Genomic DNA, 26,845 nt, shown 5'->3' on the forward strand with positions numbered 1-26,845 from the left:
GGTAAAGTCATTACCTATCAGAACCGGAGATAGGTTGATGGCCGAGCAATGGAACCTGGAGCAGCTGCGGATCTTCCTGCGCGTGGCCGAATTGCGCTCGTTTTCGGCCGTGGCCCGCGAGCAGCGCAAGGCGCAGTCGGCGATCAGCCAGGCAGTCGCGCTGCTGGAGGCGGACCTCGGCGTGACGCTGTTCGAGCGCAGCAGTGGCCGGCAGCCGAAGTTGACTGCAAACGGCGCAGCGTTGCTTGAAGATGCGCGCGAGCTGTTGCGCCAGTGCGAGCGTCTCGATGGCCGTGCGCTGGCGTTGATGCGCGGCCAGGAGGCGCTGCTCAGGGTGGCCCAGGACGAAGCCATGCCCTATCAGCCGGTCATCGACAGCCTCGACGAGCTGGCCAGCCGCTATCCCTCCCTGGAAGTGCAACTGGCCAGCGGCGCGCAAGGGGATGTCGCACGCAAGCTAGCCGAGCGCCGCGCCGACCTGGGGTTGTTCTTTCATCATGAGCGCATGCCTGCCGCGCTGGAGCGGCGGGCCTTGGGCAGTGTAGAAATGGTTACGGTGTGCGCCGTCGACCACCCGCTCGCTGGCGAGCGCCGGGTCACTCGGCAACAGCTGGCCCGGCATCGTCAGCTGCTGATCACCCCGCAGCAGAGCGGCTACCCCGGCGGCGAGGCGATCAGCCCGCAGGTCTGGCGCGCCGACAGCTTCTACGCCATGGCCGAGTTGCTGATGCGCGGCCTGGGCTGGGCCTGGCTGCCCAGGCATGTGGTGCAGTACCCGACCTACCAGGCCCACATGGTCGAGCTGGACAGCGAGTGGCGGCCACCGGCGCTGGTGGTGGAACTGGCCTGGCGTCGCGACGAGCCGCTCGGCCCTGCCGCGCAATGGTTGGCCGAGCGCTTTGCAGTGCATTTGCGTGCGATCGGGTAAACTTCGCCGCCATGAACAGAACGCTCTATACCTTGTTGTTCCACTTGGGCCTGCCGCTGCTGGCGCTGCGCCTGTACCTGCGTGCACGCAAGGCACCGGCCTATGGCCAGCGCATCGCCGAGCGCTTCGCCTGGCAGATGCCGCCGATGCGTCCGGGTGGCATCTGGGTGCACGCGGTATCGGTGGGTGAAAGTATCGCCGCCGCCCCCATGGTACGGGCACTGCTCAAGGCCTACCCGCATCTGCCCATCACCCTGACTTGCATGACGCCGACCGGCTCCGAGCGCATTCGCGCGCTGTTCGCCGACGAGCCACGGGTCCAGCACTGCTATCTGCCCTACGATCTGCCCTGGGCGGCCGGGCGCTTCCTCGACCACGTGCAGCCCAAGCTGGGCGTGATCATGGAAACCGAGCTGTGGCCCAACCACATCCACCAATGTGCCAAGCGCGGCATTCCTGTAGCGCTGGCCAATGCACGCCTGTCCGAGCGCTCGGCCCGCGGCTATGGGCGTTTCGCCGGGCTGACCCGGCCGATGCTCGCTGAGATGAGCCTGATTGCCGTGCAAACCGAAACCGAGGCCCAGCGTTTTCACGACCTGGGCGCGCGACCCGAGTGCGTGCAGGTGACCGGCTCGATCAAGTTCGACCTGAACATCGCCGCCGACCTGCGGCCCCGTGCCCAGGCCCTGCGCGCAGCATGGGGCGCCGAGCAGCGTGCGCTGTGGATCGCTGCCAGCACCCATGAGGGTGAAGATGCATTGATTCTGCAGGCCCACCGGCAACTGCTGCAGGTGCATGCCGATGCGCTGCTGATCCTGGTGCCGCGCCATCCCGAACGATTCGACGCGGTGCACAGCCTCTGTGCCGAGCAATTTGCCACCATCCGGCGCTCGGCCAGTCAGCCGGTGACCGCGCAGACCCAGGTGTTGCTCGGCGATACCATGGGCGAGCTGTTGTTTCTGTATGCCCTTGCCGATGTCGCTTTCGTCGGCGGCAGCCTGGTCGCCACGGGCGGGCACAATCCGTTGGAGCCAGCCGCGCTGGCAATGCCGGTGATCATGGGGCCGCACGTGTTCAATTTCCTCGAGATCAGCGCCATGCTGCGAGCGGCAGGAGCGCTGCAGCAGGTCGACGACGCCGAGGGCTTGGCCGAGGCAGTGCGGCGCCTGATCGAGCTGCCGCAAGATGCCCAGCGCATGGGCGCGGCGGGCAGGGCGGTGATGCTGGCCAATCAGGGCGCGTTGCAGCGCCTGCTGGAGGGCTTGGCTCGGCTCATGCGCTGAATCCGAGAGTGCGCAGCCCCGCACCCCCTGCCGTTGGTTTCAGGGGCGGCGCTCGAAGTTCTTGGCAGCCGCCGCTGCCAGGTCCGGTGGCAGGAAATCCTTGTCCGGGTTGTAGTCGGCTTTCAGGTAGCGTTTGAGGTCCTGCAAGTCTTGCGGGCTGAGTGTGCCCGCAGCCTGCTTGAGGCTGAGATTGTCGAGGATGTAGTCGTAGCGGCTGTTGTTGTAGTCACGTACCGATGTGTACAACTGGCGCTGCGCATCCAGCACATCGACGATGTTGCGGGTGCCGACCTGGTAGCCGATCTCGGTAGCCTCCAGGGCGCTCTGGTTGGAAATGATCGACTGCTTGCGCGCCTGCACCTGCTCGACGTCGGTGTTGACCGCCCGATGCAGGTTGCGCGTGTTCTCCACCACCTGGCGGCGCAGGCTTTCGCGCTGCTGCTCGCTCTGGCTCAGGCGCTGGTAGGCCTCGCGCACCTGCGAGCTGGTCAGCCCGCCACTGTAGATGGGGATGTTGAGCTGCAGGCCGACGCTGGTCTGTTCGACGTCACCGCTGTAGCGCACGCCCAATTGCGAGGGGTTGCTGAAGCCCAAGCTGTCGTTATCGCCCTTCTGATACTTGGCCACGGCGTCCAGGGTTGGCGCATGACCGGCCTTGCGTTGGCGCAGGGTTTCCTCGGCGGCGGCCACCGCGTAGTTGGTCGCCTGCAGATTGAGGTTCTGGCGCCCGGCGGTTTCTACCCAGGCCTTGGCGTCGTTGGGCATCGGCACCTGCACCGGCAGGCTGTGGACCACGCCTTGAATGGCCGTGTATTCGCGGTTGGTCAGGGTCACCAGGGCCTCGAAGGCGTCCTGCACCTGGCGATCGGCGATGATCCGGTTGGCCCGCGCGGTGTCGTAGCTGGCCTGGGATTGCAGCACATCGGTCTTGTCCGAGAGGCCAACGTCGAAGCGTTCGTTGGACTGATCGAGCTGACGCTTGAGCGCCGCTTCCTCGGCCTTGGTCGCCGCCAGGTTGTCCTGGGCGCGCAGCACGGCGAAGTAGCTTTGTGCCGTTTGCAGGATCAGATTCTGTTCGGTGGCCGACAGCTCGAGCGCGGCTTGTTCGTTGACTGCCTCGGCGGCTTGCAGCTGGAACCAGCGGTCGGCGCGGAAGATCGGCTGGGCCAGGGTCGCGCTCCAGGCGTTGCCGCTGCGGTTGGAGGTGATCGAAGGCTCGTCGAGCTTGGTCCGCGTGTGCATCATTTCGGCGCCTGCCGAAAGGTTTGGCAGCAGGCCGGCACGTGCCTGTGGCACGACCTCCCGGCGAGCGCCGTAGTCGGCACGCGCCGCTGCCAGGTCGGCGTTGTTGTCGACCGCTTCCTGGTAGACGCTGACCAGGTCGGTTCTGACCGTCATGGGCACGGCCGCTGCCCAAACCACTCCATTGGACGCACAAGACACGGCAATCGCCAGTGAGAGTTTGCGCAGCATAAGAGGCAATCCTTGTACGAAATTTTATTACTGAACTGTTGAGTATCGAGCGATGGGCCAGTGTAGTGCCATGCGCACTGGCCAACAATCGCCGCTTGCGCCTTTCATCACCCTTGCGCGTTACCCGCTTGGCTTTGCCAGGCACTCCAGTCTAGACTGCGCCTGTTCTTGTCGGGGTGCCTTGAAGCAAAGGCTGAGATCGCAGAGGTGCGGATCCCGTTGAACCTGATCAGGTTAGCGCCTGCGTAGGGAACAAGATTGCTCGCCTTCCCGGGGAGCCTCTTGTGCCAGGTCCGGGAATGTCGCAGCTGCATGCAGCGCGCGGCACCCGTGTATCCGGCACTGCATCCGCCAGGGTGCGTGCGCGCCGTTCAGGTTCAGCTCCGACATTCCACCGCCAGGAAGCTGTCTGGAGAGCCTGTAATGAGCCAACAAGAAAAACCGATCAACCTCAGCGAATCGGCGCAAGTCGATCAGCAGTCCGTGCAACCTCTGCCCCGTTCGCGCAAAGTCTATGTACAAGGCTCGCGCCCGGACATCCGCGTGCCCATGCGCGAAATCAGCCTGGACGACACCCCCACCGATTTTGGCGGCGAAAGCAATGCGCCGGTGCTGGTCTACGACACGTCCGGCCCCTACACCGATCCCACTGTCATCATCGATGTGCGCAAGGGCCTGCCCGATGTGCGTTCGTCGTGGATCGACGCGCGTGCTGACAGCGAACGCCTGCCGGGCTTGAGCTCGCACTTCGGCCAGCAGCGCCTGAACGATGCCGAACTGGCCAAGCTGCGCTTCGCCCATGTGCGCAACCCGCGTCGGGCCAAGGCCGGTGCCAACGTGTCGCAGATGCACTACGCACGCCAGGGCATCATCACCGCCGAGATGGAATACGTCGCCATCCGCGAAAACATGAAGCTGCAGGAAGCTCGCGCTGCCGGTCTGCTCGATCAGCAGCACGCTGGCCACAGCTTCGGCGCCAGCATCCCGAAACAGATCACCGCCGAATTCGTGCGCGAAGAAGTCGCCCGTGGCCGCGCCATCATCCCGGCCAACATCAATCACCCCGAGCTGGAGCCGATGATCATCGGCCGCAACTTTTTGGTGAAGATCAACGGCAACATCGGCAACAGCGCCCTGGGCTCCTCGATCGAGGAAGAAGTGGCCAAGCTGACGTGGGGCATCCGCTGGGGCTCGGACACGGTCATGGACCTGTCCACCGGCAAGCACATTCACGAAACCCGCGAGTGGATCATCCGCAACTCGCCCGTGCCGATCGGTACCGTGCCCATTTACCAGGCGCTGGAAAAGGTCAATGGCGTGGCCGAGGACCTGACCTGGGAGCTGTTCCGCGACACCCTGATCGAGCAGGCTGAGCAGGGCGTGGACTACTTCACCATCCATGCCGGGGTGCTGCTGCGCTACGTGCCGCTGACCGCCAAGCGGGTCACCGGCATCGTCAGCCGCGGCGGCTCGATCATGGCCAAGTGGTGCCTGGCGCATCACCAGGAGAACTTCCTGTACACGCATTTCGAAGAGATCTGCGAAATCATGAAGGCCTATGACGTGAGCTTCTCGCTCGGTGACGGCCTGCGCCCAGGGTCCATTGCCGACGCCAACGACGCGGCGCAGTTCGGCGAACTGGAAACCCTTGGCGAGCTGACCAAGATTGCCTGGAAGCACGATGTCCAGTGCATGATCGAAGGCCCTGGTCACGTGCCGATGCAACTGATCAAGGAGAACATGGACAAGCAGCTCGAATGCTGCGACGAGGCGCCGTTCTACACCCTCGGCCCACTGACCACCGACATCGCCCCAGGCTACGACCACATCACCTCGGGCATCGGCGCGGCGATGATCGGCTGGTTCGGCTGCGCCATGCTGTGCTACGTAACGCCCAAGGAACACCTGGGCCTGCCCAACAAGGACGACGTCAAGACCGGCATCATCACCTACAAGATCGCCGCCCATGCCGCGGACCTGGCAAAGGGCCATCCAGGGGCGCAGATTCGCGACAACGCCTTGTCCAAGGCGCGTTTCGAGTTTCGTTGGCAAGACCAGTTCAACCTGGGCCTGGACCCGGACACGGCGCGCGCTTTCCACGACGAGACGCTGCCCAAGGAGTCGGCCAAGGTCGCGCACTTCTGCTCGATGTGCGGGCCGAAGTTCTGCTCGATGAAAATCACCCAGGAAGTGCGCGAGTACGCCGCGAAGATCGACACCGTGGACGTGACGATCGAGCAGGGCATGCGCGAGCAGGCCGAGCGCTTCCGTCAGGAAGGCAGCCAGCTTTACCACAAAGTGTAAGAACCCGGGGCCGTTCCTACGTCCTGTAGGAGCGGCCTTGCGTCGCGATTCGAGGACCAAGTCCTCGCCAAGAACACCTACAACATTGCCGGCGAGCGCCAATACATGACATCCCCCAGCCAATTCTCCCCCGACCACCCGGTCCCCACCCATCAGCGCATTTTCGGTGCCCGCGACCTGTTCTCGCTGTGGTTTTCCCTTGGTATCGGTTTGATGGTTCTGCAGGTCGGCGCCATGCTGGCGCCTGGCCTTGGCCTGGCCGGTGCACTACTGGCCATCACCCTTGGCACCGGCGTCGGCGTCCTGCTGCTCGGCGCTGCCGGTGTCATCGGCAGTGACACAGGCCTGTCGGCCATGGGCACCTTGAAACTGAGCCTCGGCCGCCACGGCGCACGCCTGCCGGCCTTGCTCAATCTGCTGCAACTGGTGGGTTGGGGCGCGTTCGAGATCATCGTCATGCGCGATGCCGCCAGCTTGCTGGGCGCACGGGCCTTCGGCGAAGACAGCGCCTGGAATAGCCCGATGCTCTGGACCCTGTGCTTTGGTGGCCTGGCCACCCTGCTGGCAGTCAGCGGCCCATTGGCGTTCGTGCGCAAGGTGCTGCGCGTCTGGGGTATCTGGCTACTGTTGGGCGCGTGCCTGTGGCTGACCTGGAACCTGTTCGCCAAGGCCGACCTGGCTGAACTCTGGAACCGCGCCGGGGATGGTTCGATGTCGCTGGCGGTGGGTTTCGACATCGCCATCGCCATGCCGCTGTCATGGTTGCCGCTGATCGCCGACTATTCGCGTTTCGCGCGTAACGGCAAGCATGTATTCGGTGCAACCGTGCTGGGCTACTTCCTCGGCAACACCTGGCTGATGAGCCTGGGCGTGGCATACACCTTGGCGTTTGCCGCCAGTGCTGAAGTCAATGCGCTGTTGCTCGCCCTCGCCGGCGCCGGGATGGGCATCCCGTTGTTGCTGATTCTGCTGGACGAATCGGAAAAGGCCTTTGCCGACATTCACTCGGCGGCGGTTTCCACAGGCGTGCTGCTGCCGTTGAAAGTCGAGCACCTGGCCCTGGCCATCGGTGTGCTGTGCACCCTGATCGCCTTGCTCGCGCCATTGGCCCAGTACGAAAACTTCCTGCTGTTGATCGGCTCGGTGTTCGCCCCGCTGTTCGGCGTGGTGCTGGTCGACCATTACGTGGTCCGCCGTCGCCGTCTGCCTGGGCAGATCGAGGCCTTGCACTGGCAGGCGCTGCTGGCCTGGGCAGTGGGGGTGGCAGCCTATCACCTGATCGCCGCCACCGCGCCGCAGGTCGGCGCCACCCTGCCGGCGCTATTGCTGGCAGGGGCATTGCATGGCTTGATGAGCCTTAGCCGCGGCCGGGAAACAGTTCGGGCTTGAGCACGCCATTGAGGCGCGGGTAGGGGATTTTCAGTTCGACGTGGCCCATGGAGTACGGGGCGATGGCGTAGACTTCGTACTTCACCACCACCGCGCCGTAAGTCAGGGCGATGTGCGGCGAGCGCTTGAACGGCCAGGTCTTGACGAACTCGGCGTCCTTGTCCATGCCCACGCTCATCAGCCAGGCGCGGTGGGATTCTTCGACGGTCTTCCAGAAGGTTTCTTCCTGACCGGGTACCAGCATGTCCTGCAGGGTCAGGACCTTGTCCAGCTTGCGCGAATAGTTGATGAAGGCCCGCCCCGGCATGCCGTGGGCGCCGCCGCTGTCCAGGTAGCTGGACAGCTCGATGATCACCAGCCCGTCATGCTGCTCGCGTACCTTGGCTTGCAGGTAGCTGCTGTTGCGTTTATCGGCATTGGCCAGGTATTGCTGCTCATACGCCTGCAGAGTGCGCGGGGCGGTGCCATGCTGATTATCTTCGGTGAGCTGCAAGAGGCGCTGCTCGACGATGGCATCGAGTTTGGGCTGGGCCGGGAAGTGCACGGTATCGATATTCACCAAGGGGCAATCGCTTGCACTGCAGCCAGGCTTGAGGTGTTCCCAGGCCTCGCGCTTGACCTCCAGTGGAGTTCGGTAATTGGGCGCGAACAGGCTCTGGCAAGCGCCCAGTGCGAGTGCCAGCAGCGCCACGGAAGTCAGTTTGACCAGTGTCATGATGATCCTTGCAGAACAGGGAAAAGTCGGCCTTTGACCGTCTGTACGGCCTTCAGTTCGCCACTAAGCTATCAGAGTGAAGACTTGCTGTCCCGAGTGTGCGAACGGTGGCCGGAAAGGGGTGAAACGCTCAGGCGTGCAGAGTAGGATGGCGCGAAGCGGTAAATGAGGTAATGAGGATTTCCATGTCAGATACGATCAACTCGGTGCCCAAGGCGGTCGAAATCGTCAAGCGGGACAACTGCTTCCAAGGCTTCTACAGGCTCGACAAGGTGCACCTGCGCCATGAATTGTTCGCCGGCGGCCTGGGTCCCCAGATCAGCCGCGAACTGTTCGTGCGCCACGATGCGGTCTGCGTGCTGCCCTACGATCCGCAGCGTGACGAAGTGGTGCTGATCGAGCAATTTCGCGTCGGCGCGCTGGACAAGATCGACAACCCGTGGCTGATCGAGATGGTCGCCGGGCTGATCGACAAGGACGAGCAACCCGAGGAAGTGGCCCACCGTGAAGCGCAGGAAGAAGCCGGGCTGACCTTCAGCGCCCTGTGGCCGATGACGCGCTACTTTCCCTCGCCCGGCGGCAGCGATGAGTACGTGCACCTGTTCCTCGGACGCTGCAGCAGCGAAGGGGCCGGCGGCCTGCATGGCCTTGAGGAAGAGGGTGAAGACATCCGCGTGCGCGCATGGTCGTTCGAAGACGCCCTGCAGGCCGTGCGCGACGGGCGCATCTGCAACGCAGCGACCATCATTGGTTTGCAGTGGCTGGCGCTGAATCGGGATGAAGTGCGAGGTATGTGGAAGTGAACCTGCTGCGTGAGCGTTATCGGGTCGATCTTGCCGGGCTGCAGGCAGCCTGCGAGGCCAACTACGCCCGGCTCATGCGCCTGTTGCCCGATATGCGCAGCAACCAGAGTTCACGGCGCATCGGCATGACGCAGGGCGACCAGATGATCGGGGTGCTGGTGCTCGAGGTCTTGCTTGCGTGCCCCTACACCACCACGGTGCGGGTAAGCCAGGAACACAGCCTGCCCTGGTTGCCGGTGCCGCATCTGGACGTGCAGGTGTACCACGATGCGCGCATGGCCGAGGTGATCAGTGCCGAACACACCCGGCGCCTGCGCAGCATCTACCCCTACCCGAACGAAGCCATGCACCAGCCGGACGAAAAAGCCCAGCTCAATCTGTTTCTCGGTGAATGGCTGAGCCACTGCCTGGCCTGCGGTCACGAACTGGCCAGCGTACGCTGAAAGGAGACGGCCGTTGCCACACCTGGACCCCTCGCACCCCGTGCTTGCGGTGCAACTGACCGACCCCCACCTGTTCGCCGATCCTGGCGGCAGCATGCTCGGCCTCAATACCCGTGACAGCCTGCGCCACGTGGTGGCCCAGGTGCGGCGCGAGCAGCCGGATATCGACCTGCTGCTGTGCACCGGCGACCTGTCTCAGGACGGCAGTAGCGCTTCGTATGAAGCGTTCCGTGAACTGACAGCGCCGTTGGCCGTGCCGACCCGCTGGTTGCCCGGTAACCACGATGAAGCGCAGGTCATGGCGCAAGTGGCGCCGCAGCTGGTGCAGACCGTGACCGACATGGGCGCCTGGCGCATCATCATGCTCAACACGGCCGTGCCCGGTGCCACCCACGGCTTTTTGCAGGATGATCAGCTGGCCTTGCTCGATGGCGCCTTGGAAGCGGCGGGTACACGGCATTGCCTGGTGTGTCTCCACCATCAGCCGGTGGACATCGGCTGCGCCTGGATCGCGCCGATCGGCTTGCGCAATGCCCAGGCGCTGTTCGATACCATCGATGCTCATCCACAGGTGCGGGCGCTGCTCTGGGGGCATGTGCACCAGGAGTGGGATGAACTACGCGACGGAAGGCGTTTGCTGGCCACGCCCTCGACCTGCATCCAGTTCGCTGCGCGCAGCGAGGACTTTCAGGTGAGCGAAGAACAACCAGGCTACCGCTGGTTGCGCCTGCACGCCGACGGGCGGCTGGAGACCGGGGTAGCGCGAGCGTTGGATTTCCAGGTGAAGCTCGACTTCGACAGCCCAGGGTACTGAGCATTCGAGGCAACGCTCGCCCCTTTGAGTCCATTGAACAATGTGTTGCTAAAACCCGCCTGCGGCGCCAAAACCCTGCCAACGCGCTACACTGCGCGTCCCTGCGCTCGTGAGATCGGGCGCTACGCCACAGATTCCGGGGGCAGCGTGTCAGGTTCCATCCTCTATATCCATGGCTTCAACAGCTCGCCGCTGTCGACCAAGGCGCGTCAGCTCGAGGCGGTCATGCAGCAGCTGGGCCTGGCGCAGCAACTGCGCCTGCCGGCCTTGCATCATCACCCGCGCCAGGCGCTGCTGCAGCTCGAGGCCGCCATCGCCGAGCTGGGTGCGCCACTACTGGTCGGCAGTTCGCTGGGTGGCTACTATGCCACGCACCTTGCCGAGCGGCATGGGCTCAAGGCCTTGCTGGTCAATCCGGCGGTTACGCCGCACAAGCGTTTCGACGGTTATCTGGGCACCCAGCGCAACCATTACACCGGTGAAAGCTGGGAACTGACCCTCGATCACGTGCAGGCCCTGGCCGAGCTGGAAGTGCCGCCTCCGGCGGACCCGGCGCGCTATCAAGTGTGGCTGCAGACCGCCGATGAAACCTTGGATTACCGCCATGCCGAGCAGTATTACCGCGGCTGCGCCCTGCGCATCCAGGCCGGAGGCGACCACAGCTACCAAGGCTTCGCCACGCAATTGCCGGGCTTGCTGGCCTTTGCCGGGATTGCCCGGGGGCAGTATGCGGCGCTCGATTTTTCTGTATTTTGACTTTTTCGCATTCACCAGACTGACGACGAGAACCCATGGCCAATCCCAGCGCTAGCGCCTATAACGCAGACGCCATCGAAGTCCTCTCCGGCCTCGACCCGGTGCGTAAACGCCCGGGCATGTACACCGATACCAGCCGGCCCAACCATCTGGCCCAGGAGGTCATCGACAACAGTGTCGACGAAGCCTTGGCCGGGCATGCACGCTGCGTGCAGGTGATCCTGCATGCCGACCACTCGCTGGAAGTCAGCGACGATGGCCGCGGCATGCCGGTGGACATCCACCCTGAAGAAGGTGTCTCCGGGGTCGAGCTGATCCTCACCAAGCTGCACGCCGGCGGCAAGTTCTCCAACAAGAACTACCAGTTTTCCGGCGGCCTGCACGGGGTCGGCATCTCGGTGGTCAACGCCTTGTCGACCCAGGTGCGGGTGCGCGTCAAGCGCGATGGCAACGAATACCAGATGACCTTCGCCGATGGCTTCAAGGCCAGCGAGCTTGAAGTCGTCGGCACGGTCGGCAAGCGCAACACCGGCACCAGCGTGTACTTCAGCCCGGACCCGAAGTATTTCGACTCGGCCAAATTCTCCATCAGCCGTCTCAAGCACGTGCTCAAGGCCAAGGCGGTACTGTGCCCTGGCCTGTTGGTGAGCTTCGAAGACAAGTCCAGCGGCGAAAAAGTCGAATGGCACTACGAAGATGGCCTGCGCTCGTACCTGGTCGACTCGGTCAGCGAGTACCAGCGCCTGCCCGATGAGCCGTTCTGTGGCAGCCTGGCCGGCAACAAGGAAGCGGTCGACTGGGCCTTGCTGTGGCTGCCCGAAGGCGGCGACAGCGTCCAGGAAAGCTACGTCAACCTGATTCCCACGGCCCAGGGCGGCACCCACGTCAACGGCCTGCGCCAGGGCTTGCTCGACGCCATGCGCGAGTTCTGCGAATTCCGCAACCTGTTGCCGCGGGGGGTCAAGCTGGCGCCCGAGGACGTTTGGGAACGCATCACCTTCGTGCTGTCGATGAAGATGCAGGAGCCGCAGTTCTCTGGCCAGACCAAGGAGCGCCTGTCCTCGCGCGAGGCAGCCGCCTTTGTGTCCGGCGTGGTCAAGGATGCCTTCAGCCTGTGGCTCAATGCCCACCCGGAGCTGGGCATGCAGCTGGCGGAGCTGGCCATCAGCAACGCCGGCCGGCGCCTCAAGGCGAGCAAGAAGGTCGAGCGCAAGCGCATCACCCAGGGTCCGGCACTGCCCGGCAAACTGGCCGATTGCGCAGGCCATGACCCGATGCGCGCCGAGCTGTTCCTGGTCGAGGGTGACTCGGCCGGCGGCTCCGCCAAGCAGGCCCGCGACAAGGAGTTCCAAGCCATCCTGCCGCTGCGCGGCAAGATCCTCAACACCTGGGAAGTCGATGGCGGCGAAGTGCTCGCCAGCCAGGAGGTGCACAACATCGCCGTGGCGATCGGCGTCGACCCTGGCGCCGCCGACCTGTCGCAGTTGCGCTACGGCAAAATCTGCATCCTCGCTGACGCCGACTCCGACGGTCTGCACATCGCCACCTTGCTCTGCGCCTTGTTCGTCCAGCACTTCCGCGCCTTGGTCGAAGCCGGTCACGTCTACGTCGCCATGCCGCCGCTGTACCGCATCGACTTGGGCAAGGAAATCTACTACGCCCTCGATGAAGCCGAGCGTGACGGCATCCTCGATCGCCTGGTGGCCGAGAAGAAACGCGGCAAGCCGCAGGTTACCCGCTTCAAGGGCCTGGGCGAGATGAACCCGCCGCAACTGCGCGAAACCACCATGGACCCGAACACCCGGCGCCTGGTGCAGCTGACCCTGGACGACGTGCAAGGCACGACCGAAATCATGGACATGCTGCTGGCCAAGAAGCGCGCCGGTGATCGCAAGCAGTGGCTTGAAACCAAAGGCAACCTGGCCGAGGTGCTGGTTTGATTCGTCTGCTGGTCGCTGCGTGCGTGGCAGTGCTCGCCTTGCCGAGCCTGGCTGAAGATTGGGCGGAATTGAAACTGACCTCGGAACACCCGATCGAGGGTATGCACGGCGGTAACCTGTCGGGCCTGGCCGAATGCCGCGGCGCCTTGTGGGGCGTGTCCGATCGCGATGACGATCGAATCTATCGTTTTGACCGACAAACTCCCGTGTGGAGCGCGCAGGCGCTGGCGTTCACCGCGCCGCCGGTGCCGGAGAGCGGGCTGCCCTGGGGCCTGAAGGTGCGCAATTGGGCAGCGTCTTTCGTGCGTGGCGGCGAGCTGGACTACGAAGGCATCACCTGCGACCAGGCTGGTAACCTCTATGTGGTCAGCGAGGCGCACGCGGCGGTGCTGCAAATACCGACGGCAGGTGAGCCGCAGTGGCTGAATATCGACGCGGCCATGGTGCGCCAGGCACGCGCCAGCGGCATGCTGCTCAACTTCAACGCGCTGTTCGAAGGCCTGGCGATCAACCCTGCCGGTGATCGTCTCTGGCTTGCCGCCGAGCGCGAGCGGCGTGGGCTGGTGGCGATCGAGAAACAGCAAACGATGTGGACCTGTGGACGGCGCTGCGTGCTGCTCAGCGAAGCCGGGGTGGAAATGCAGCCGCCGCAGGTGCCTGACCCGGTTGCGCTGCCGCGTGATTTCGCCGACCTGGCGTGGTTCGAGGGCAAGCTGTTCACCCTCGAGCGCAACGCCTACCGCATCTGTCGGCGTGCTACCGACACGGGCGAGGTCGAGCGCTGCTGGTCGTTCGCCAGCGAGGCCTTGCAGCCGCAGCGCCGCTATGACCAGCCGTTTGGCCTGGCCGAGGCGCTGGTGATCGATGCCAAGGGCGCGTGGATTGGCCTGGATAACAACAATACCGATCGCGCCGATGGCGAAAGCCGGCCGATCGTCTGGCGCTTTGCCGCACCCCAGGGCGGCTGGAGCGCCAATCCATGAATCAGGCGCCGGGCAAGCGCGCCGGCAAGGTACTGCTGATCGTCGCCTGGGCGGCGGGGCTGTTCCTGGCCACGCGTTTCTTCGGTCAATGGGAAGACCAGCAGCGCAACCCCAATGCCCAGGTGCAGTCCGAGCACGGTGACGGCTACGTGGAGGTGCGCCTGCTGGGTAATGGCCAGGGGCATTTCGTGCTCGACGGAGCGATCAATGGCCAGCTCGTGCACTTCATGCTCGACACCGGCGCGACCGATGTGGCGATCCCGGAGGCGCTGGGCCGCCAGTTGAACCTCAAGCGCGGCAGCCCGGTGTTGCTCAGTACCGCCAACGGCCGCACCGAAGGCTACCGCACGCGCCTGGATAGCCTGCAGCTGGGCGACATCCACTTGCAGGGTGTGCGCGCCATCGTGGTGCCGGGCCTGGACGGGCAGACCGTGCTGCTGGGCATGAGCGCCCTGAAACAACTTGAATTTACCCAGCGCGGCGGCACCATGCTGCTGCGCCAGAACCTGAAATGACGAGGCCCGCATGAGCGACTCACTGGAACTCAGTCTGGATGGCGTCGAACGCCGTTCGCTGGCTGACTTCACCGAACAGGCCTACCTCAACTATTCGATGTACGTGATCATGGATCGCGCCTTGCCGCACATCGGCGACGGCCTGAAGCCCGTGCAGCGCCGCATCGTCTATGCCATGAGCGAGTTGGGGCTCGACGCCGATGCCAAGCACAAGAAGTCTGCCCGTACCGTCGGCGACGTGCTCGGCAAGTTCCACCCGCACGGCGATTCGGCCTGCTACGAAGCCATGGTGCTGATGGCCCAGCCGTTCAGCTATCGCTACACCCTGGTCGATGGCCAGGGCAACTGGGGGGCGCCGGACGATCCGAAGTCGTTCGCCGCCATGCGTTATACCGAGGCGCGCCTGTCGCGCTATTCGCAGGTACTGCTGAGCGAAGTTGGCCAGGGCACCGTCGACTGGGTGCCCAACTTCGACGGCACCCTGCAGGAACCTGCGGTACTGCCAGCGCGCCTGCCGAACATCCTGCTCAACGGCACCACGGGCATCGCCGTGGGCATGGCCACCGATGTGCCGCCGCACAACCTGCGGGAAGTGGCGGCCGCCTGCGTACGCTTGCTCGACGAGCCCAAGGCCACCATCGAGCAGCTGTGCGAGCACATCCAGGGTCCGGACTATCCGACCGAAGCCGAGATCGTGACCCCGCGTGCCGAGATTCAGAAGATCTACGAAAGCGGTCGCGGCTCGATTCGCATGCGTGCGGTGTACCGCGTCGAGGATGGCGATATCGTCGTCACCGCGCTGCCGCACCAGGTGTCCGGTGCCAAGGTGCTGGAGCAGATCGCAGCGCAGATGCAAGCCAAGAAGCTGCCCATGGTCGCTGACCTGCGTGACGAGTCCGACCATGAAAACCCATGCCGCATCGTCATCATTCCGCGCTCCAATCGGGTCGATGCCGATGAGCTGATGCAGCACTTGTTCGCCACCACCGAGCTTGAGAGCAGCTACCGCGTCAACGTCAACATCATCGGCCTGGACGGCCGTCCGCAACTGAAGAACCTGCGTGCGTTGCTGCTTGAGTGGCTGACGTTCCGCACCCAGACCGTGCGCCGCCGCCTGCAGCACCGTCTGGACAAGGTCGAGAAGCGCCTGCACCTGCTGGAAGGTCTGCTCACTGCGTTTCTCAACCTGGATGAAGTGATCCATATCATCCGCACCGAGGAGCACCCCAAGCAGGCGTTGATCGAACGCTTCGCGCTCAGCGAGATCCAGGCCGAGTACATCCTCGAGACCCGTCTACGCCAGTTGGCGCGTCTTGAAGAGATGAAGATCCGCGGCGAGCAGGACGAATTGCTCAAGGAGCAGGCCAAGCTGCAAGGTCTGCTGGGCAGCGAGGCCAAGTTGCGCATGCTGGTGCGCAGCGAACTGATCAAGGATGCCGAAACCTACGGCGATGAGCGCCGTTCGCCGATCGTCGCGCGCGCCGAAGCCAAGGCCTTGTCGGAAAACGAGCTGATGCCGACCGAGCCTGTGACCGTCGTCCTGTCGGAAAAAGGCTGGGTGCGCTGTGCCAAAGGGCACGACATCGATGCCACTGGCCTGTCCTACAAGGCCGGCGATGGTTTCAAGGCCGCCGCCGCTGGGCGTTCCAATCAGTTTGCCGTGTTGATCGACTCTACCGGGCGCAGTTACTCGGTCGCCGCACATTCCTTGCCATCGGCGCGCGGCCAGGGCGAGCCCTTGACCGGGCGTCTGACCCCACCGCCAGGGGCGACCTTCGAGTGCGTGTTGCTGCCCGAGGACGACGCGTTGTACGTGGTGGCTTCCGATGCGGGCTACGGCTTCGTGGTCAAAGGTGAAGATCTGCAGGCCAAGAACAAGGCAGGCAAAGGCTTGCTGAGCCTGCCCAACGGCGCCAAGGTGATGACCCCGCGGCCGGTTGCCGACCGCGAGCAGGACTGGCTGGCGGCGGTGACTACTGAGGGGCGTTTGCTGGTGTTCAAGGTGGCCGACCTGCCGCAACTGGGCAAAGGCAAGGGCAACAAGATCATCGGCGTGCCAGGCGACCGGGTGGCCAGCCGCGAGGAATACGTCACCGACCTGGCAGTGGTAGCCGAAGGGGCGACCCTGGTACTGCAGGCCGGCAAGCGCACCCTCTCGCTCAAGGCCGACGACCTTGAGCACTACAAGGGCGAGCGAGGTCGCCGAGGCAGTAAGCTGCCGCGTGGCTTCCAGCGCGTCGATGCCTTGCAGGTCGAGCGCCCGGGCTGACCCGACGAAATGTCTGGAACGGCAATTTCAGCGCCGTTCCAGGCAGAAATGCTGGAGTCGAACCAATATTTCGCGGATGATAGTGCCCCTGCGGTGCCGGCGTGGCCGTGTGCCTGATTGAGTCTATATCAGTATCACTGCGGTTTGCCTGGTGGCGACCGCCTGGATGGGTTGAATGAAATTCCTGCGCCTTCCATTTGCGCTGTTGATGACGGGTCTACTGGGACTGGGCGGGTGCAGCATGCACCAGCCGGTTGCCCTGTACCAACTCGACAGCGGTGATCCGGGCCAGCCTTCGCAAAGTGCGGGCATGGCCGTGGTGCTCGGCCCGGTGTCGGTTGCCGATTACCTTCAGCGTGAAACCTTCTTGCAGCGTCAGGCCGACGGCAGCCTGAGCTCGGCGACGGACGGTCGCTGGGCCGGCAGTCTGTCATCCGACATCGACCAGCTGCTGGTGCGTCAGCTGGCGTGGCGCCTGGACAGCCAGCGTGTGGTGCTGGCGCCGGCGAGCAGTGGGTTCTCAGCCGATGTGCAAGTTCTGCTGTCGATCACTCGCCTGGATTCGGGCAAGGACCAGCCAGCGATCCTCGACGCCCAGTGGCGTCTGCTCGACCGCCGAGGCCGTGTGCGCGACAACCGTATCGTGCACCTTGAGCAACACCACGAGGGCAGCGAATCGTCGCAGGTGCAGGCGCAGGGGCAGCTGCTGCAAAAGCTTGCCGAGCAGCTGAGCACAGCGCTCAAGCCATTGGCCAATCAGCCTGCGCTCGCCGAAGACACGCCAAAGAAGCCAGCGGCCCCGGTACAGGTCAAGAAAGCACCGGAAAAATCGAAGATTCCGATGGCCTCGCCGATTCGCACCGATATGGAAGTCTATCGGTTCTGATCTCCCCCGCGCCCACGAAAAAGCCCGCATGTTCGCGGGCTTTTTTTTATCTGACGCAGCAAGCCTGAGCGGCAAGGCCACCCAGGCCGGTACCGATTACTGGCGCAAGTCGCGATCACGCAGGCCCAGTAGATACAGCACGCCATCCAGGCCAAGGGTCGAGATCGCCTGCTTGGCCGACTGGCGCACCAATGGCTTGGCACGGAAGGCCACGCCGAGGCCGGCCAGGGCCAGCATCGGCAGGTCATTGGCACCGTCACCCACGGCGATGGTCTGCTCCAGCTGCAAGCCTTCTTCACTGGCCAACTGTTGCAGCAAAGCGGCCTTGCGCTGGGCGTCGACGATCGGTTCGACCGTTTCACCGGTCACCTTGCCGTCGACGACGGGCAGTTCGTTGGCGAATACGTAATCGATGCCCAGTCGCGCTTGCACCTGCTTGGCGAAGTAGGAGAAGCCACCAGACAGGATGGCTGTCTTGTAGCCCAGGCGCTTGAGCTCGGCGAACAGGTGCTCGGCACCCTCGGTCAGGCGCAGGGATGCGCCAATTTCGTCGAGTACGCTCACATCCAGGCCTTTGAGCAGTGCCATGCGCTCCTTGAAGCTGGCGCGGAAGTCCAGCTCGCCGCGCATGGCGCGCTCGGTGATGGCCGCGACCTGTTCGCCGACACCGGCGGCCTTGGCCAACTCATCGATCACCTCGGCTTCGATCAGCGTGGAGTCCATGTCGAATACCGCCAGGCGGCGGTTGCGGCGGAACAGGTCGTCTTTCTGGAAGGCGATGTCGACGTTGAGCGCTTCGGACAAGGCGAAGAAGTCGGCGCGCAGGGCCTGGGCATCGCTCGGCACGCCGCGCACGGAGATCTCCAGGGCGGCCTTGGCGGTTTCGCTTGGCGCATCCAGCGCCACGCGGGCCGACAGGCGCTCGATGCGCTCGATGGTCAGGCCGTACTGGCTGATGACGGCGCTGACGCGCTGCAACTGTTTAGGGCTGATCTTGCGGCTGAGCAGGGTGACGATGTGGCGCGCCTCGCCCTGGGCATCGGCCCAGTGCTGGTAGTCGGCTTCCGAAACGGGCGTGTAGCGGGCCTGCAGGTTCAGCTCATGGGCCTTGGACTGCACGCTCTGCAACAGGCGGGTGGCCACTTCGTTGTCGGGGATGTCGACCAGGATGCCGAACGACAAGGTGCCGTGCATGACCGCCAGGCCGATGTCGAGGATGTTCACACCGCCCTGGAGCAGGACGCCGGTGATAGCCGCAGTGAGACCGGGTCGGTCTTCACCGGTGATGTTGATCAGGACGATTTCGCGCAAAATCGGGCTCCGACTTCGATGAAAAATGCGCATTCTACCGATTTTCCATGACCATCGGGTGCTTACGCTACTTTGCCGACAAAACCCGGCTCGCTATACTGCGCAACACTTTTATGCCATTAAGAGCCTAGCTCTGTGAACCGGCCCACGCCCGTCAAACCAGATAACTTCTTCCTGATGATCTTTCGTGCCCTGCGCCAACGTCGTGTTCCACTGGCACTGCGTATCGCCAGTACCAACATATTCCTGGTCGCCCTGGCGCTGGTGATCTATGCCTGCGTGATGGGCCTGCAGTTCAAGCAGGCCATGCATGAGCAGGCCGATGCCCTGGGCCAGAGCCTGACCACGCAGACCGCCACGTCGGCCACCGAGCTGCTGGTGTCCAACGACATCCTCAGCCTCAACGTCCTGCTGGGCAACCTGGTGAAAAACCCGCTGGTGGCCCACGCGGCCATCTACAGCGTCGACAACCGCATACTCGCCGAAGCCGGCCAGCGTCCGCGCAACAGCCTGCTGGGCGAAGCCGAGGGGCTGTACCAGACCAAGATCACCTTCCAGGACGTGACCGCGGGGCAGTTGCGCATCAGCCTGGACATGGGCCAGTTCCAGCAGCCGATGCTGATCAGCCTGCAGAGCATGGGCATTCTGGCGGCGATCCTGCTGGCCTTGGCCTTGAGCCTGAGCCTGCGCCAAGGTCGTCACATCACCTTGCCGCTGTTGCAGTTGCGTGTCTGGCTGCGCGACCCGCATCCGTACACGCCGGCCATCGACCGTCAGGATGAGATCGGCGACATCGCCCGCCAGCTGCACGCACGCCTGGCGCCGCCACCTCCGCCTGAACCTGAGCCTGAGCCGGAGGAAGACGAGTTCGAAGACCTGCACGATGACGTGCAGGTCTTGCCGGCGCAACGCGCCAAGGCCGTGGTCCAGGCCGACGAGGACGACGACGCAGCCTTTGCCGGACTGCTGGATGACGAGCAAGCGGTGGTCAAACCTGCCCCCGTGATCAGCGATGAGCCGCAGTACAGCGCAGTGCTGGCCGTGCAACTGGGCTCGCAGGAACAACTGCGGCGCCTGCCGCGTACCCGCCTGAGCGAGCTGATCGAGCGCTACGAGGGTTGCCTGGAGCAAGCCGCGTCGCTGTACGAAGGTGAGATTCACGCGCTCAACGACGGCAGCACGCTGGTGCTGTTCCACAGCCGCGAGTGTGGCGAAGATTACCTGACCAATGCCATCTGCTGCGGCGAGCTGCTGCGAGCCCTTGGCCACGCCTTGCAGATCGAAGTGGCCGACAGCGGCATCACTTTGCAACTGCAGTTGGGTCTGGCCTTGAGCGATGACCTGCAAGGGCTGGAGCAGGTCGATCTGTTGATGGCCGAGAAAGCCCAGGACGCCTTGGCGCTGTCACAGCACAGCCGCAACCTGCTGCTGGTGGAGCGGCAGATCAGTGATGATGAGCTGATTCGCAAGCGTGCACGGATTCGTCCGATCGCCAGCCCCGAAGGGGCCTGCTGCGTGGAACGCTTGATGGAGCCGTATCCATCGATGCTGGAGCGGCAGCTGGCGCGGATGCACGAACGCCGCGCCTGATGCACGTGCGCCGCCTTGCCCAAGGGCAGCGGCGGCGCAGTGTGTTCCCCGGCGCTAACCGGGGCGTTGCCAGATTCAGACCTGTTGCGGTTGGGCGAGCAATTCACCCATGCGCACCGCCGAGCCGGCACCGAGCAGCTCGGCCCACTTCACCTGCTGCGGGCCGAACAGCACGATCGCAGTCGAACCCAACTTGAAGCGCCCGAGCTCGGCACCTTTCTCCAGGTGGATCGGTGCGCGGCTGGCATCGTCGTAGCGGAAGGTTTTCAGTTCGCGCTTAGGCGGCGTTACCAGGCCAGCCCACACCGTTTCGACCGAAGCGACGATCATCGCACCGACCAGCACCACGGCCATCGGCCCGCGCTCGGTATCGAACAGGCAAACCACTCGCTCGTTGCGGGCGAACAGTTCCGGCACGTTCTCCGCCGTGGTCTGGTTCACCGAGAACAGCCGGCCGGGCACGTAGACCATCTCGCGCAGGGTGCCGGCCAGGGGCATGTGCACGCGGTGATAATCCTTGGGCGACAGGTAGATGGTGGCGAACTCACCGCCCATGAACGGCGCCGCCAGGGCCGGGTCGCCGCCCAGCAGCTCCAGGGCGCTGAAGCTGTGACCCTTGGCCTGGAAGATGCGACCGTGCTCGATCGGGCCCAGTTGGCTGACCGCGCCATCGGCCGGGCAGAGTACGGCACCTGGGCTCTGGTCCAGCGGGCGAGCGCCGGGCTTCAGGGCGCGGGTGAAGAATGCGTTGAAGTGCTCGTAGGCGCTGAGGTCTTCGACCAGGGCTTCGCTCATGTTGACCTGGTAGCGCTTGGCGAACCAGGCTGTGAAGGCATTCTTGAACCAGCGTACGCGGCATTCGGCGATGCAGCCGGCCAGGCGCGACAGCAGATGATGCGGCAGCAGGTGCTGGCTGATGATGAACAGGCGGGATTTCATTGTAGGCAGTGTCCTTAAACTTCGACAGGCGTGTCCGGGTGGTTGCCCCATTCGCTCCACGAACCGGCATAGGCCTTGATGCGTGGGTAGCCGAGGGCCTTGGCCACCAGGTAGGTAAAGCCGGAGCGGCGGTGAGTCTGACAGTGGGTGATCACTTCCTTGTCGGGGGTGATACCCAGCTGCGCCAGTACGTCGGCGATGTCGTGACGGATGCGCAGGTGATCATTGAGGTCCATGCCGGCGGTCCATTCGAAATTGACCGCGCCGGGTATGTGCCCGCCCTTGGCGGCGAGGACTTTTTCGCCGCTGAATTCCTGCGGCGCACGAGCGTCCCAGACCACCAGGTCGGCGGCGCCCAAGCGACTTTGCAAGTATTCGCGGGTGGCCGTCGGCTCGCTGTGCAGGTGCAGGTGCACCGGGGCAGTGCCGGCGGCCGGGACTGCGGTGCTGAGCTGGTCGGCCGGCCAGGCCTGGATGCCGCCGTTGAGGTAGTGATAGTGCGGATGACCGATGACATCGAGCAGCCAGATGAAGCGCCCGGCCCAGCCGCCGCCTTCATCGTCATAGACCACGTAGACGGCGTCGTCTCGGTGCCCCAGTTCGCTGAACAGCCTTTCCAGCTCGCCCAGGCCTGGCAGCAAGCCAGGCGCCGGCGGTTGCCCGAGCTGGGTGCGCTTGCCCTCGACGAAGCGCGCACCTGGGATATGCCCGCTGACATAGCGGTTGGCGCTGCTCAAGTCGACCAGGATCAACTGCGGGCAGTCCAGGCGCGGTAGCAGGTCCGCGGCTTCGATCACCAGCGGCAGACCGGAAAAGTCAGTCATCCACGTTCTCCAGGGGCAAAGAGCAGCGATTGTAGCGCATGCCCTAGGCTTCGCGGTTGCCAAACACCGCCAGCGCCCGCTCGATACATTGCGCGGTTTTACCGAACGCTTGCACGCTGACATCGGCCAGGGGCTTGCCGCCTTGGTCGGCGATCACCAGCATCAACACCTGATCGTTGACCGCCAGCGAACGCAGCAGCACGTGTTCGCTGCGAAACAGCGCGCGTATCGGGGTTGGCAGCAAAGGCGCGAACTGGCCATGGTTGTCAGGCGTCAGGCGCAGTTGACCGGCCTTGCTCAGCAGCCTTTGCAACAGCTTGCTGTCGGCGACCGGCAGCGTCACGGCGTCGGCCTGCTTGGGCAAACCGGCGCTCTGCTGCACCCGTAGTACTTCGCTGTTGCGGTCCAATGCCAGTAACAGCACGCGCTGCATGCCGCCAGCGAGCAGGGCGTCGCGTGCGTGCGTGGCCAGGTGTACGGCGTTAGTGAAGCGGCTGGGCTGGGCCAGCAGGTCTTGGCACAGCGTGCGCCAGCGGCCGAGGTCTTCGCTCGACGGCGGTGGTGGCGCGAGCATGTCTGGGTGAGGGCGGCGTTGCTGCCACGGCCAGATCAGCGCTTCGGCCGGATGGAACAGGGCATGTCGGGCATGGCGCCGGGCACTGGCGGCGGCCTGCTGGTGCACTTGTTGCTGCACATCGTCCAACGAAGTCTGCAGGTACAGCGCGGTCAGCAGCTGCCAGCGCAGCAAGTGTGGGTTGTCCCAGCCCACCTGCGCCGCCAGGGCCAGGTTATTGGCCAGCAGCACGGTATTGGCCGGCTCGTTGAACCAGCGGCGCAGCCCCGGCGCCTCGTCCAGGCGATGCTGCTGGGCGAGCAGGTCGTCTTCACGCGCGATGCTCAGGACCTGGGCCAGTTGCTCACGTTCTTCGAGCAGCAAGCGGTAGCCTTGGGTGACCCAGCGCGGCAGGCGCCAGTGCTCGGCTACTGCCTGGCACAGCGCCATGATGCGCACGCCGAACAATTCATGTTCGACCTCGGCCGCTTCCTCGCCTTTGTGAATGACCCGCAACTCCCAGGCATCGAGCAGCTTCGGATAGGCCAGCGCCATGGGCCAGAGCGGCGCCAGAAACAGCAGGCTACCCCAGTGGATCTCCTGCCACAGCCGCGCCAGGCGGCTGGCGAACAGCCCACTGGCCTGCTGGGCCGCATGCTGGCTGATCATCAGGAACTGGCGCAGCACGGGCGGAATGTCGTCTTCGGGCACTGCCGGCAGGCGCAACAGCAATTGGCGGGTGCGGGTCAGACCCAGGCGGTTGAGGGCGATTTCCAGGCTTTCGGCTGGCTCGGCCTGGCTGGCATTGGCCGGATGATTGGCTTCGCGCATGGCGGACAACACCAGCGCGGGGCTGTCCTGCATCAGTTCGGCGATGTCACGCAACGAGCGGCGGCTGTCATTGATGGCATTCATGACCCGCTCGTAGCTGTGCTTGGGCACCGGGACGCGCAGCCCGTCGAGCAGCTTCACCCAGGCCTCTAGCGTACGCGGATTGTCAGTAGGCACCTTGGATTCCATTGGCATTTTGACATCAGTCCAAACTGGCTTTTCGCTTTGAGTGGCTATAGTCTGGCGCAGTTCTGCCGATAAGTAGAAGAAGAGTTTTAAAGCTCCCGTCCCTCACCCTGACCACGACAGCAAGTGCTTTGATCCTATGGCTAAAATTATCGGCATCATCGTCGTATTCGCGAGCGTGCTCGGCGGATATGTACTCTCCCACGGCAAGATCGCGGCGCTGATCCAGCCGTTCGAAGTGCTCATCATCGGCGGTGCGGCGTTTGGCGCTTTCCTGCAGGCCAACCCCGGTTACATGACCATGCATGTAATCAAGAAGTCGCTGAAGATGTTCGGTTCGCGCTTCACCCACACGTTCTACCTCGAAGTGCTCGGCCTGGTTTACGAGATTCTCAACAAGAGCCGTCGGGAAGGCATGATGGCGATCGAGGGCGATATCGAAGACGCCGCAGCCAGCCCGATTTTCGCCAAGTACCCCGCGGTACTCGGCGATGAGCGCATGACCGCGTTCATCTGTGATTACCTGCGCATCATGTCGACCGGCAACATGGCGCCGCATGAGCTCGAAGGCCTGTTCGACATGGAGCTGCTGAGCATGAAGGAAGAGCTCGAGCACCCCTCCCATGCGGTCAACGGCATCGCCGATGGCATGCCAGGCTTCGGTATCGTCGCGGCGGTACTGGGCATTGTCGTGACCATGGCGTCGCTGGGTGACGGCGATCAGGCTTCGATCGGTCTGCACGTCGGTGCGGCGCTGGTCGGTACCTTCTTCGGTATCCTCGCGGCCTATGGCTTCTTCGGCCCGCTGGCCAAGTGCCTGGAGCATGATGCCAAGGAAGAAATCAACCTCTATGAGTCGATCAAGGCTTCGCTGGTGGCCTCGGCTTCGGGCATGCCGCCTTCGCTGGCGGTGGAATTCGGGCGCAAGGTGCTGTACCCCAAGCACCGTCCGAGCTTTGCCGAGCTGGAACAAGCAGTTCGCGGTCGCTAAGCCATGGAAAACAATCAGCCGATAATCATCAAGCGCGTCAAGCGCTATGGTGGCGGCCACCACGGTGGCGCCTGGAAGATCGCCTTCGCCGACTTCGCCACGGCCATGATGGCGTTCTTCCTGGTGCTGTGGCTGCTGTCCACGGCCACCCCTGAGCAGAAGATCGCCATTGCCGGTTACTTCAAGGACCCGATCGGCTTCTCCGAAAGCGGTACGCCCTACGTCATCGATCTGGGCGGCTCGCCGCAGCTGGCGCCGGACAAGACCATCAACCCCGAGGAGAAGTCCGAGCCGACGCCTGACACCAGCATTCAGCTGGACAAGGACCAGGTCGAGACGATGGCCGAGCAGGTCGAGCGCGAGCGTCTGGAGCTGCTGTTGCAGGAGCTGCAGAACAAGGTCGAGGAAAACCCGCAGCTGCAGAAGTTCAAGGATCAGATCCTCTTCGAGATCACCCAGGACGGCCTGCGCATTCAGATCATGGACGCCGAGAACCGGCCCATGTTCGATATCGGCAGCGCGCGGTTGCAGCCGTATTTCGAAGACATCCTGCTGGCCATGGCCGACACCATCAAGGCGGTGCCGAACAAGATCAGCATCAGCGGTCACACTGACGCCAAGGCCTATTCCGGCACCGGTGATTTCGGTAACTGGGAATTGTCGGCCAACCGCGCTAACGCCGCCCGTCGCGCGCTGGTCGCCGGTGGCTATCCAGACGGCCAGGTGGCGCGGGTGGTGGGCTACGCCTCATCGTCGCTGTTCGACCGCAAGAATCCGTTCAACCCGGTCAACCGCCGCATCGACATCATCGTGCTGACCAAGAAAGCCCAACGCAACATCGAGGGCGAGCAGGGCACGGAGCAAGCGCCGCCAGCGCCGTCGGCCGAAGCTGCGCCTGGCGCAGCCGCGCCCGACACTGCAGCGCCAGCGGAGCCTGCAAACCAGGCACCGATGCAGCCGCGGGAGCTGCGGCAGAAGCTGAACATTTTCGAGGATGGGACCTTGAAGATGGACGAAGCCAAGGACCAGTAAACTGCGCGGAGCCGCCGTGCGGCTCCATGAATGCCTGACGGCCTGGTTCCTAGTAGCTGTCTTCGGGCAGGCTGGCGATGATCGAGCGGTAGCTGTGCATGCGTTGCGGCTTGATACGGCCCTCGTCGAGGGCCTTGAGCAGCGCGCAGCCCGGCTCGCGGTCATGCTTGCAGTCGCGGAAGCGGCAGGTGCCGAACAGCTCGCGAAACTCGATGAAACCTTCTTCCACATCGCTGCGGCTGACATGGCCGAGCCCGAATTCGCGGATGCCCGGCGAGTCGATCAGGTTGCCGCCGTTGGGGAAGTGGTACAGGCGCGCAGTGGTGGTGGTGTGGGTACCCTGGCCGGACCACTCGGACAGGTCGCCAACGCGCGTGCCTGCCGCTGGCAGCAGGCTGTTGACCAGCGACGACTTGCCCACGCCGGATTGGCCAACGAACACACTGATGTGGCCGTCGAGCATGTGCTGCAAGCGTTGCATGCCGTCGCCCTGGTGTGCGGAAACTTCGAGCAGCGGGTAGCCCAGGTCGCGGTAGACTTCGAGCAGCGCGTGCAGACCGGGGCCGTTTTCGTCGTCGATCAGGTCGGCCTTGTTCAGCAGCAGCAACGGCCGGATACCGGCATGCTCGGCGGCGACCAGATAGCGGTCGATCAAGTTCGGATGTGGCTCCGGCGCGGGCGCGAAGACGATTACGATCAGGTCGACGTTGGCCGCCACCGGCTTGAGTTGACCGTGGTTGTTCGGCCGGCATAGCTCGGTGCTGCGGGGCATCTGCGCGACGATCACGCCGATGCCCTGGTTGCCGGCGCGCCATACCACGCGGTCGCCGGTCACCAGTGCCGGCAGGTTGGCGCGCAAGTGGCAGCGCACGACCTGGCCTGCGGCTTCGCCATCCTGGGCTTCTACCTCGACCTGCACGCCGAAGTGGGCGATGACCAGGCCCAACTGCTCCGGCCCCAGGTCGCCGCCCTCCAGCTCCTGCAGCACGTGCTGCTCGCGTTTGGCGGCGCGAGCGGCGCGTTCGTTCTGGATTTTTTCGATCCGCCAATTTTGGCGACGATTGAGCTGGCGTTTGGCCATGAACCT

At 64.1% G+C, this 26,845-nt stretch carries 23 protein-coding genes and 1 riboswitch; of the genes, 16 read left to right on the forward strand and 7 right to left on the reverse strand.

The window, feature by feature from the left end:
* Positions 1-37: 37 nt before the first annotated feature.
* On the forward strand, positions 38-928 hold the full coding sequence (locus FS665_RS15060; RefSeq protein WP_145189884.1) for a LysR family transcriptional regulator: 891 nt from the start codon (positions 38-40) through the stop codon (positions 926-928).
* A gap of 11 nt (positions 929-939) precedes the next feature.
* Complete coding sequence (waaA, locus tag FS665_RS15065) at positions 940-2,211, forward strand: lipid IV(A) 3-deoxy-D-manno-octulosonic acid transferase (RefSeq protein WP_145189887.1); 1,272 nt, start codon at positions 940-942, stop codon at positions 2,209-2,211.
* Positions 2,212-2,250: 39 nt separating this feature from the next.
* On the opposite strand, the gene FS665_RS15070 is transcribed toward waaA, so the two are convergent.
* Complete coding sequence (locus tag FS665_RS15070) at positions 2,251-3,684, reverse strand: TolC family outer membrane protein (RefSeq protein ID WP_145189890.1); 1,434 nt, start codon at positions 3,682-3,684, stop codon at positions 2,251-2,253.
* Positions 3,685-3,846: 162 nt separating this feature from the next.
* Positions 3,847-3,953, forward strand: a riboswitch (TPP riboswitch).
* A gap of 154 nt (positions 3,954-4,107) precedes the next feature.
* Between FS665_RS15070 and thiC the strand changes: the two genes are divergently transcribed.
* A complete protein-coding gene (thiC, locus tag FS665_RS15075; protein WP_145189893.1) occupies positions 4,108-5,988 on the forward strand; it encodes a phosphomethylpyrimidine synthase ThiC in 1,881 nt (626 codons plus the stop codon).
* Positions 5,989-6,093: 105 nt separating this feature from the next.
* On the forward strand, positions 6,094-7,377 hold the full coding sequence (cytX, locus tag FS665_RS15080) for a putative hydroxymethylpyrimidine transporter CytX (protein ID WP_145189896.1): 1,284 nt from the start codon (positions 6,094-6,096) through the stop codon (positions 7,375-7,377).
* On the opposite strand, the gene FS665_RS15085 is transcribed toward cytX, so the two are convergent.
* The gene (locus FS665_RS15085) at positions 7,346-8,092 is read right to left on the reverse strand and encodes an RsiV family protein (protein WP_145189899.1); all 747 of its coding nucleotides are present in this window, start codon (positions 8,090-8,092) and stop codon (positions 7,346-7,348) included. The two genes, cytX and FS665_RS15085, sit on opposite strands and share 32 nt — an antisense overlap.
* A gap of 185 nt (positions 8,093-8,277) precedes the next feature.
* Here FS665_RS15085 and FS665_RS15090 point away from each other — a divergent pair, with 185 nt between their 5' ends.
* From FS665_RS15090 to FS665_RS15130, 9 genes are all read left to right on the forward strand, one after another.
* Positions 8,278-8,895 (forward strand): NUDIX domain-containing protein, encoded by a 618-nt coding sequence (locus FS665_RS15090; protein WP_145189902.1) that lies wholly within the window; start codon positions 8,278-8,280, stop codon positions 8,893-8,895.
* Positions 8,886-9,338: a DUF1249 domain-containing protein gene (locus FS665_RS15095; protein ID WP_145189905.1), complete on the forward strand. Its 453-nt coding sequence runs from the start codon at positions 8,886-8,888 to the stop codon at positions 9,336-9,338. The genes FS665_RS15090 and FS665_RS15095 overlap by 10 nt, the downstream gene beginning before the upstream one ends.
* Positions 9,339-9,351: 13 nt before the next feature.
* Positions 9,352-10,152 carry a 3',5'-cyclic-AMP phosphodiesterase gene (gene cpdA, locus FS665_RS15100; protein WP_256675100.1) on the forward strand — a complete coding sequence of 267 codons (801 nt, stop codon included), beginning with the start codon at positions 9,352-9,354 and terminating at the stop codon, positions 10,150-10,152.
* Positions 10,153-10,299: 147 nt separating this feature from the next.
* Entirely contained in the window at positions 10,300-10,908 is a 609-nt protein-coding gene (locus FS665_RS15105; protein WP_145189908.1) for a YqiA/YcfP family alpha/beta fold hydrolase, read from the forward strand.
* A 35-nt stretch (positions 10,909-10,943) separates the two neighbouring features.
* On the forward strand, positions 10,944-12,848 hold the full coding sequence (parE, locus tag FS665_RS15110) for a DNA topoisomerase IV subunit B (protein WP_145189911.1): 1,905 nt from the start codon (positions 10,944-10,946) through the stop codon (positions 12,846-12,848).
* Positions 12,845-13,831 (forward strand): esterase-like activity of phytase family protein, encoded by a 987-nt coding sequence (locus tag FS665_RS15115; protein WP_145189914.1) that lies wholly within the window; start codon positions 12,845-12,847, stop codon positions 13,829-13,831. The genes parE and FS665_RS15115 overlap by 4 nt, the downstream gene beginning before the upstream one ends.
* Entirely contained in the window at positions 13,828-14,346 is a 519-nt protein-coding gene (locus FS665_RS15120) for a TIGR02281 family clan AA aspartic protease (protein WP_145189917.1), read from the forward strand. The genes FS665_RS15115 and FS665_RS15120 overlap by 4 nt, the downstream gene beginning before the upstream one ends.
* Before the next feature lie 10 nt (positions 14,347-14,356).
* Positions 14,357-16,615 carry a DNA topoisomerase IV subunit A gene (gene parC, locus FS665_RS15125; protein WP_145189920.1) on the forward strand — a complete coding sequence of 753 codons (2,259 nt, stop codon included), beginning with the start codon at positions 14,357-14,359 and terminating at the stop codon, positions 16,613-16,615.
* Between the two features lie 175 nt (positions 16,616-16,790).
* Positions 16,791-17,501: a membrane integrity-associated transporter subunit PqiC gene (locus FS665_RS15130; RefSeq protein WP_145189922.1), complete on the forward strand. Its 711-nt coding sequence runs from the start codon at positions 16,791-16,793 to the stop codon at positions 17,499-17,501.
* A 96-nt stretch (positions 17,502-17,597) separates the two neighbouring features.
* On the opposite strand, the gene serB is transcribed toward FS665_RS15130, so the two are convergent.
* A complete protein-coding gene (gene serB, locus FS665_RS15135) occupies positions 17,598-18,812 on the reverse strand; it encodes a phosphoserine phosphatase SerB (protein WP_145189925.1) in 1,215 nt (404 codons plus the stop codon).
* Between the two features lie 135 nt (positions 18,813-18,947).
* On the opposite strand from serB, the gene FS665_RS15140 reads away from it, so the two are divergent.
* Positions 18,948-20,402 carry an AhpA/YtjB family protein gene (locus tag FS665_RS15140; protein WP_145189928.1) on the forward strand — a complete coding sequence of 485 codons (1,455 nt, stop codon included), beginning with the start codon at positions 18,948-18,950 and terminating at the stop codon, positions 20,400-20,402.
* Between the two features lie 75 nt (positions 20,403-20,477).
* On the opposite strand, the gene asd is transcribed toward FS665_RS15140, so the two are convergent.
* Genes asd through FS665_RS15155 form a run of 3 tightly spaced genes read right to left on the reverse strand, consistent with a single transcriptional unit; the run spans position 20,478 to position 23,744 of the window.
* Complete coding sequence (asd, locus tag FS665_RS15145) at positions 20,478-21,341, reverse strand: archaetidylserine decarboxylase (RefSeq protein WP_145189931.1); 864 nt, start codon at positions 21,339-21,341, stop codon at positions 20,478-20,480.
* Positions 21,342-21,355: 14 nt separating this feature from the next.
* Positions 21,356-22,165: a rhodanese-like domain-containing protein gene (locus FS665_RS15150; protein WP_145189934.1), complete on the reverse strand. Its 810-nt coding sequence runs from the start codon at positions 22,163-22,165 to the stop codon at positions 21,356-21,358.
* 43 nt (positions 22,166-22,208) lie between these two features.
* On the reverse strand, positions 22,209-23,744 hold the full coding sequence (locus FS665_RS15155) for an HDOD domain-containing protein (protein WP_145189937.1): 1,536 nt from the start codon (positions 23,742-23,744) through the stop codon (positions 22,209-22,211).
* A 130-nt stretch (positions 23,745-23,874) separates the two neighbouring features.
* Between FS665_RS15155 and motA the strand changes: the two genes are divergently transcribed.
* Together motA and motB are read left to right on the forward strand one after the other, a co-directional pair.
* The gene (motA, locus tag FS665_RS15160) at positions 23,875-24,726 is read left to right on the forward strand and encodes a flagellar motor stator protein MotA (RefSeq protein WP_145189940.1); all 852 of its coding nucleotides are present in this window, start codon (positions 23,875-23,877) and stop codon (positions 24,724-24,726) included.
* Positions 24,727-24,729: 3 nt separating this feature from the next.
* Complete coding sequence (gene motB, locus FS665_RS15165; protein WP_145189942.1) at positions 24,730-25,758, forward strand: flagellar motor protein MotB; 1,029 nt, start codon at positions 24,730-24,732, stop codon at positions 25,756-25,758.
* A 49-nt stretch (positions 25,759-25,807) separates the two neighbouring features.
* On the opposite strand, the gene rsgA is transcribed toward motB, so the two are convergent.
* Positions 25,808-26,839, reverse strand: a complete 1,032-nt coding sequence (rsgA, locus tag FS665_RS15170; protein ID WP_145189945.1) for a small ribosomal subunit biogenesis GTPase RsgA — start codon at positions 26,837-26,839, stop codon at positions 25,808-25,810.
* Positions 26,840-26,845: the final 6 nt, after the last annotated feature.

Source organism: Pseudomonas sp. URMO17WK12:I11 (assembly GCF_007677725.1).
Taxonomy (GTDB): domain Bacteria; phylum Pseudomonadota; class Gammaproteobacteria; order Pseudomonadales; family Pseudomonadaceae; genus Aquipseudomonas.

What these genes read in the sequence shown, in the direction of transcription:
- FS665_RS15155 (WP_145189937.1), bottom strand. Translation starts at nt 23,744, where the DNA reads ATGCCAATGGAATCCAAGGTGCCTACTGACAATCCGCGTACGCTAGAG.
- waaA (WP_145189887.1), top strand. Translation starts at nt 940, where the DNA reads ATGAACAGAACGCTCTATACCTTGTTGTTCCACTTGGGCCTGCCGCTG.
- FS665_RS15150 (WP_145189934.1), bottom strand. Translation starts at nt 22,165, where the DNA reads ATGACTGACTTTTCCGGTCTGCCGCTGGTGATCGAAGCCGCGGACCTG.
- motA (WP_145189940.1), top strand. Translation starts at nt 23,875, where the DNA reads ATGGCTAAAATTATCGGCATCATCGTCGTATTCGCGAGCGTGCTCGGC.
- cytX (WP_145189896.1), top strand. Translation starts at nt 6,094, where the DNA reads ATGACATCCCCCAGCCAATTCTCCCCCGACCACCCGGTCCCCACCCAT.
- parE (WP_145189911.1), top strand. Translation starts at nt 10,944, where the DNA reads ATGGCCAATCCCAGCGCTAGCGCCTATAACGCAGACGCCATCGAAGTC.
- rsgA (WP_145189945.1), bottom strand. Translation starts at nt 26,839, where the DNA reads ATGGCCAAACGCCAGCTCAATCGTCGCCAAAATTGGCGGATCGAAAAA.
- FS665_RS15085 (WP_145189899.1), bottom strand. Translation starts at nt 8,092, where the DNA reads ATGACACTGGTCAAACTGACTTCCGTGGCGCTGCTGGCACTCGCACTG.
- FS665_RS15120 (WP_145189917.1), top strand. Translation starts at nt 13,828, where the DNA reads ATGAATCAGGCGCCGGGCAAGCGCGCCGGCAAGGTACTGCTGATCGTC.
- thiC (WP_145189893.1), top strand. Translation starts at nt 4,108, where the DNA reads ATGAGCCAACAAGAAAAACCGATCAACCTCAGCGAATCGGCGCAAGTC.
- FS665_RS15070 (WP_145189890.1), bottom strand. Translation starts at nt 3,684, where the DNA reads ATGCTGCGCAAACTCTCACTGGCGATTGCCGTGTCTTGTGCGTCCAAT.
- FS665_RS15060 (WP_145189884.1), top strand. Translation starts at nt 38, where the DNA reads ATGGCCGAGCAATGGAACCTGGAGCAGCTGCGGATCTTCCTGCGCGTG.
- FS665_RS15130 (WP_145189922.1), top strand. Translation starts at nt 16,791, where the DNA reads ATGAAATTCCTGCGCCTTCCATTTGCGCTGTTGATGACGGGTCTACTG.
- asd (WP_145189931.1), bottom strand. Translation starts at nt 21,341, where the DNA reads ATGAAATCCCGCCTGTTCATCATCAGCCAGCACCTGCTGCCGCATCAT.
- parC (WP_145189920.1), top strand. Translation starts at nt 14,357, where the DNA reads ATGAGCGACTCACTGGAACTCAGTCTGGATGGCGTCGAACGCCGTTCG.
- FS665_RS15090 (WP_145189902.1), top strand. Translation starts at nt 8,278, where the DNA reads ATGTCAGATACGATCAACTCGGTGCCCAAGGCGGTCGAAATCGTCAAG.
- motB (WP_145189942.1), top strand. Translation starts at nt 24,730, where the DNA reads ATGGAAAACAATCAGCCGATAATCATCAAGCGCGTCAAGCGCTATGGT.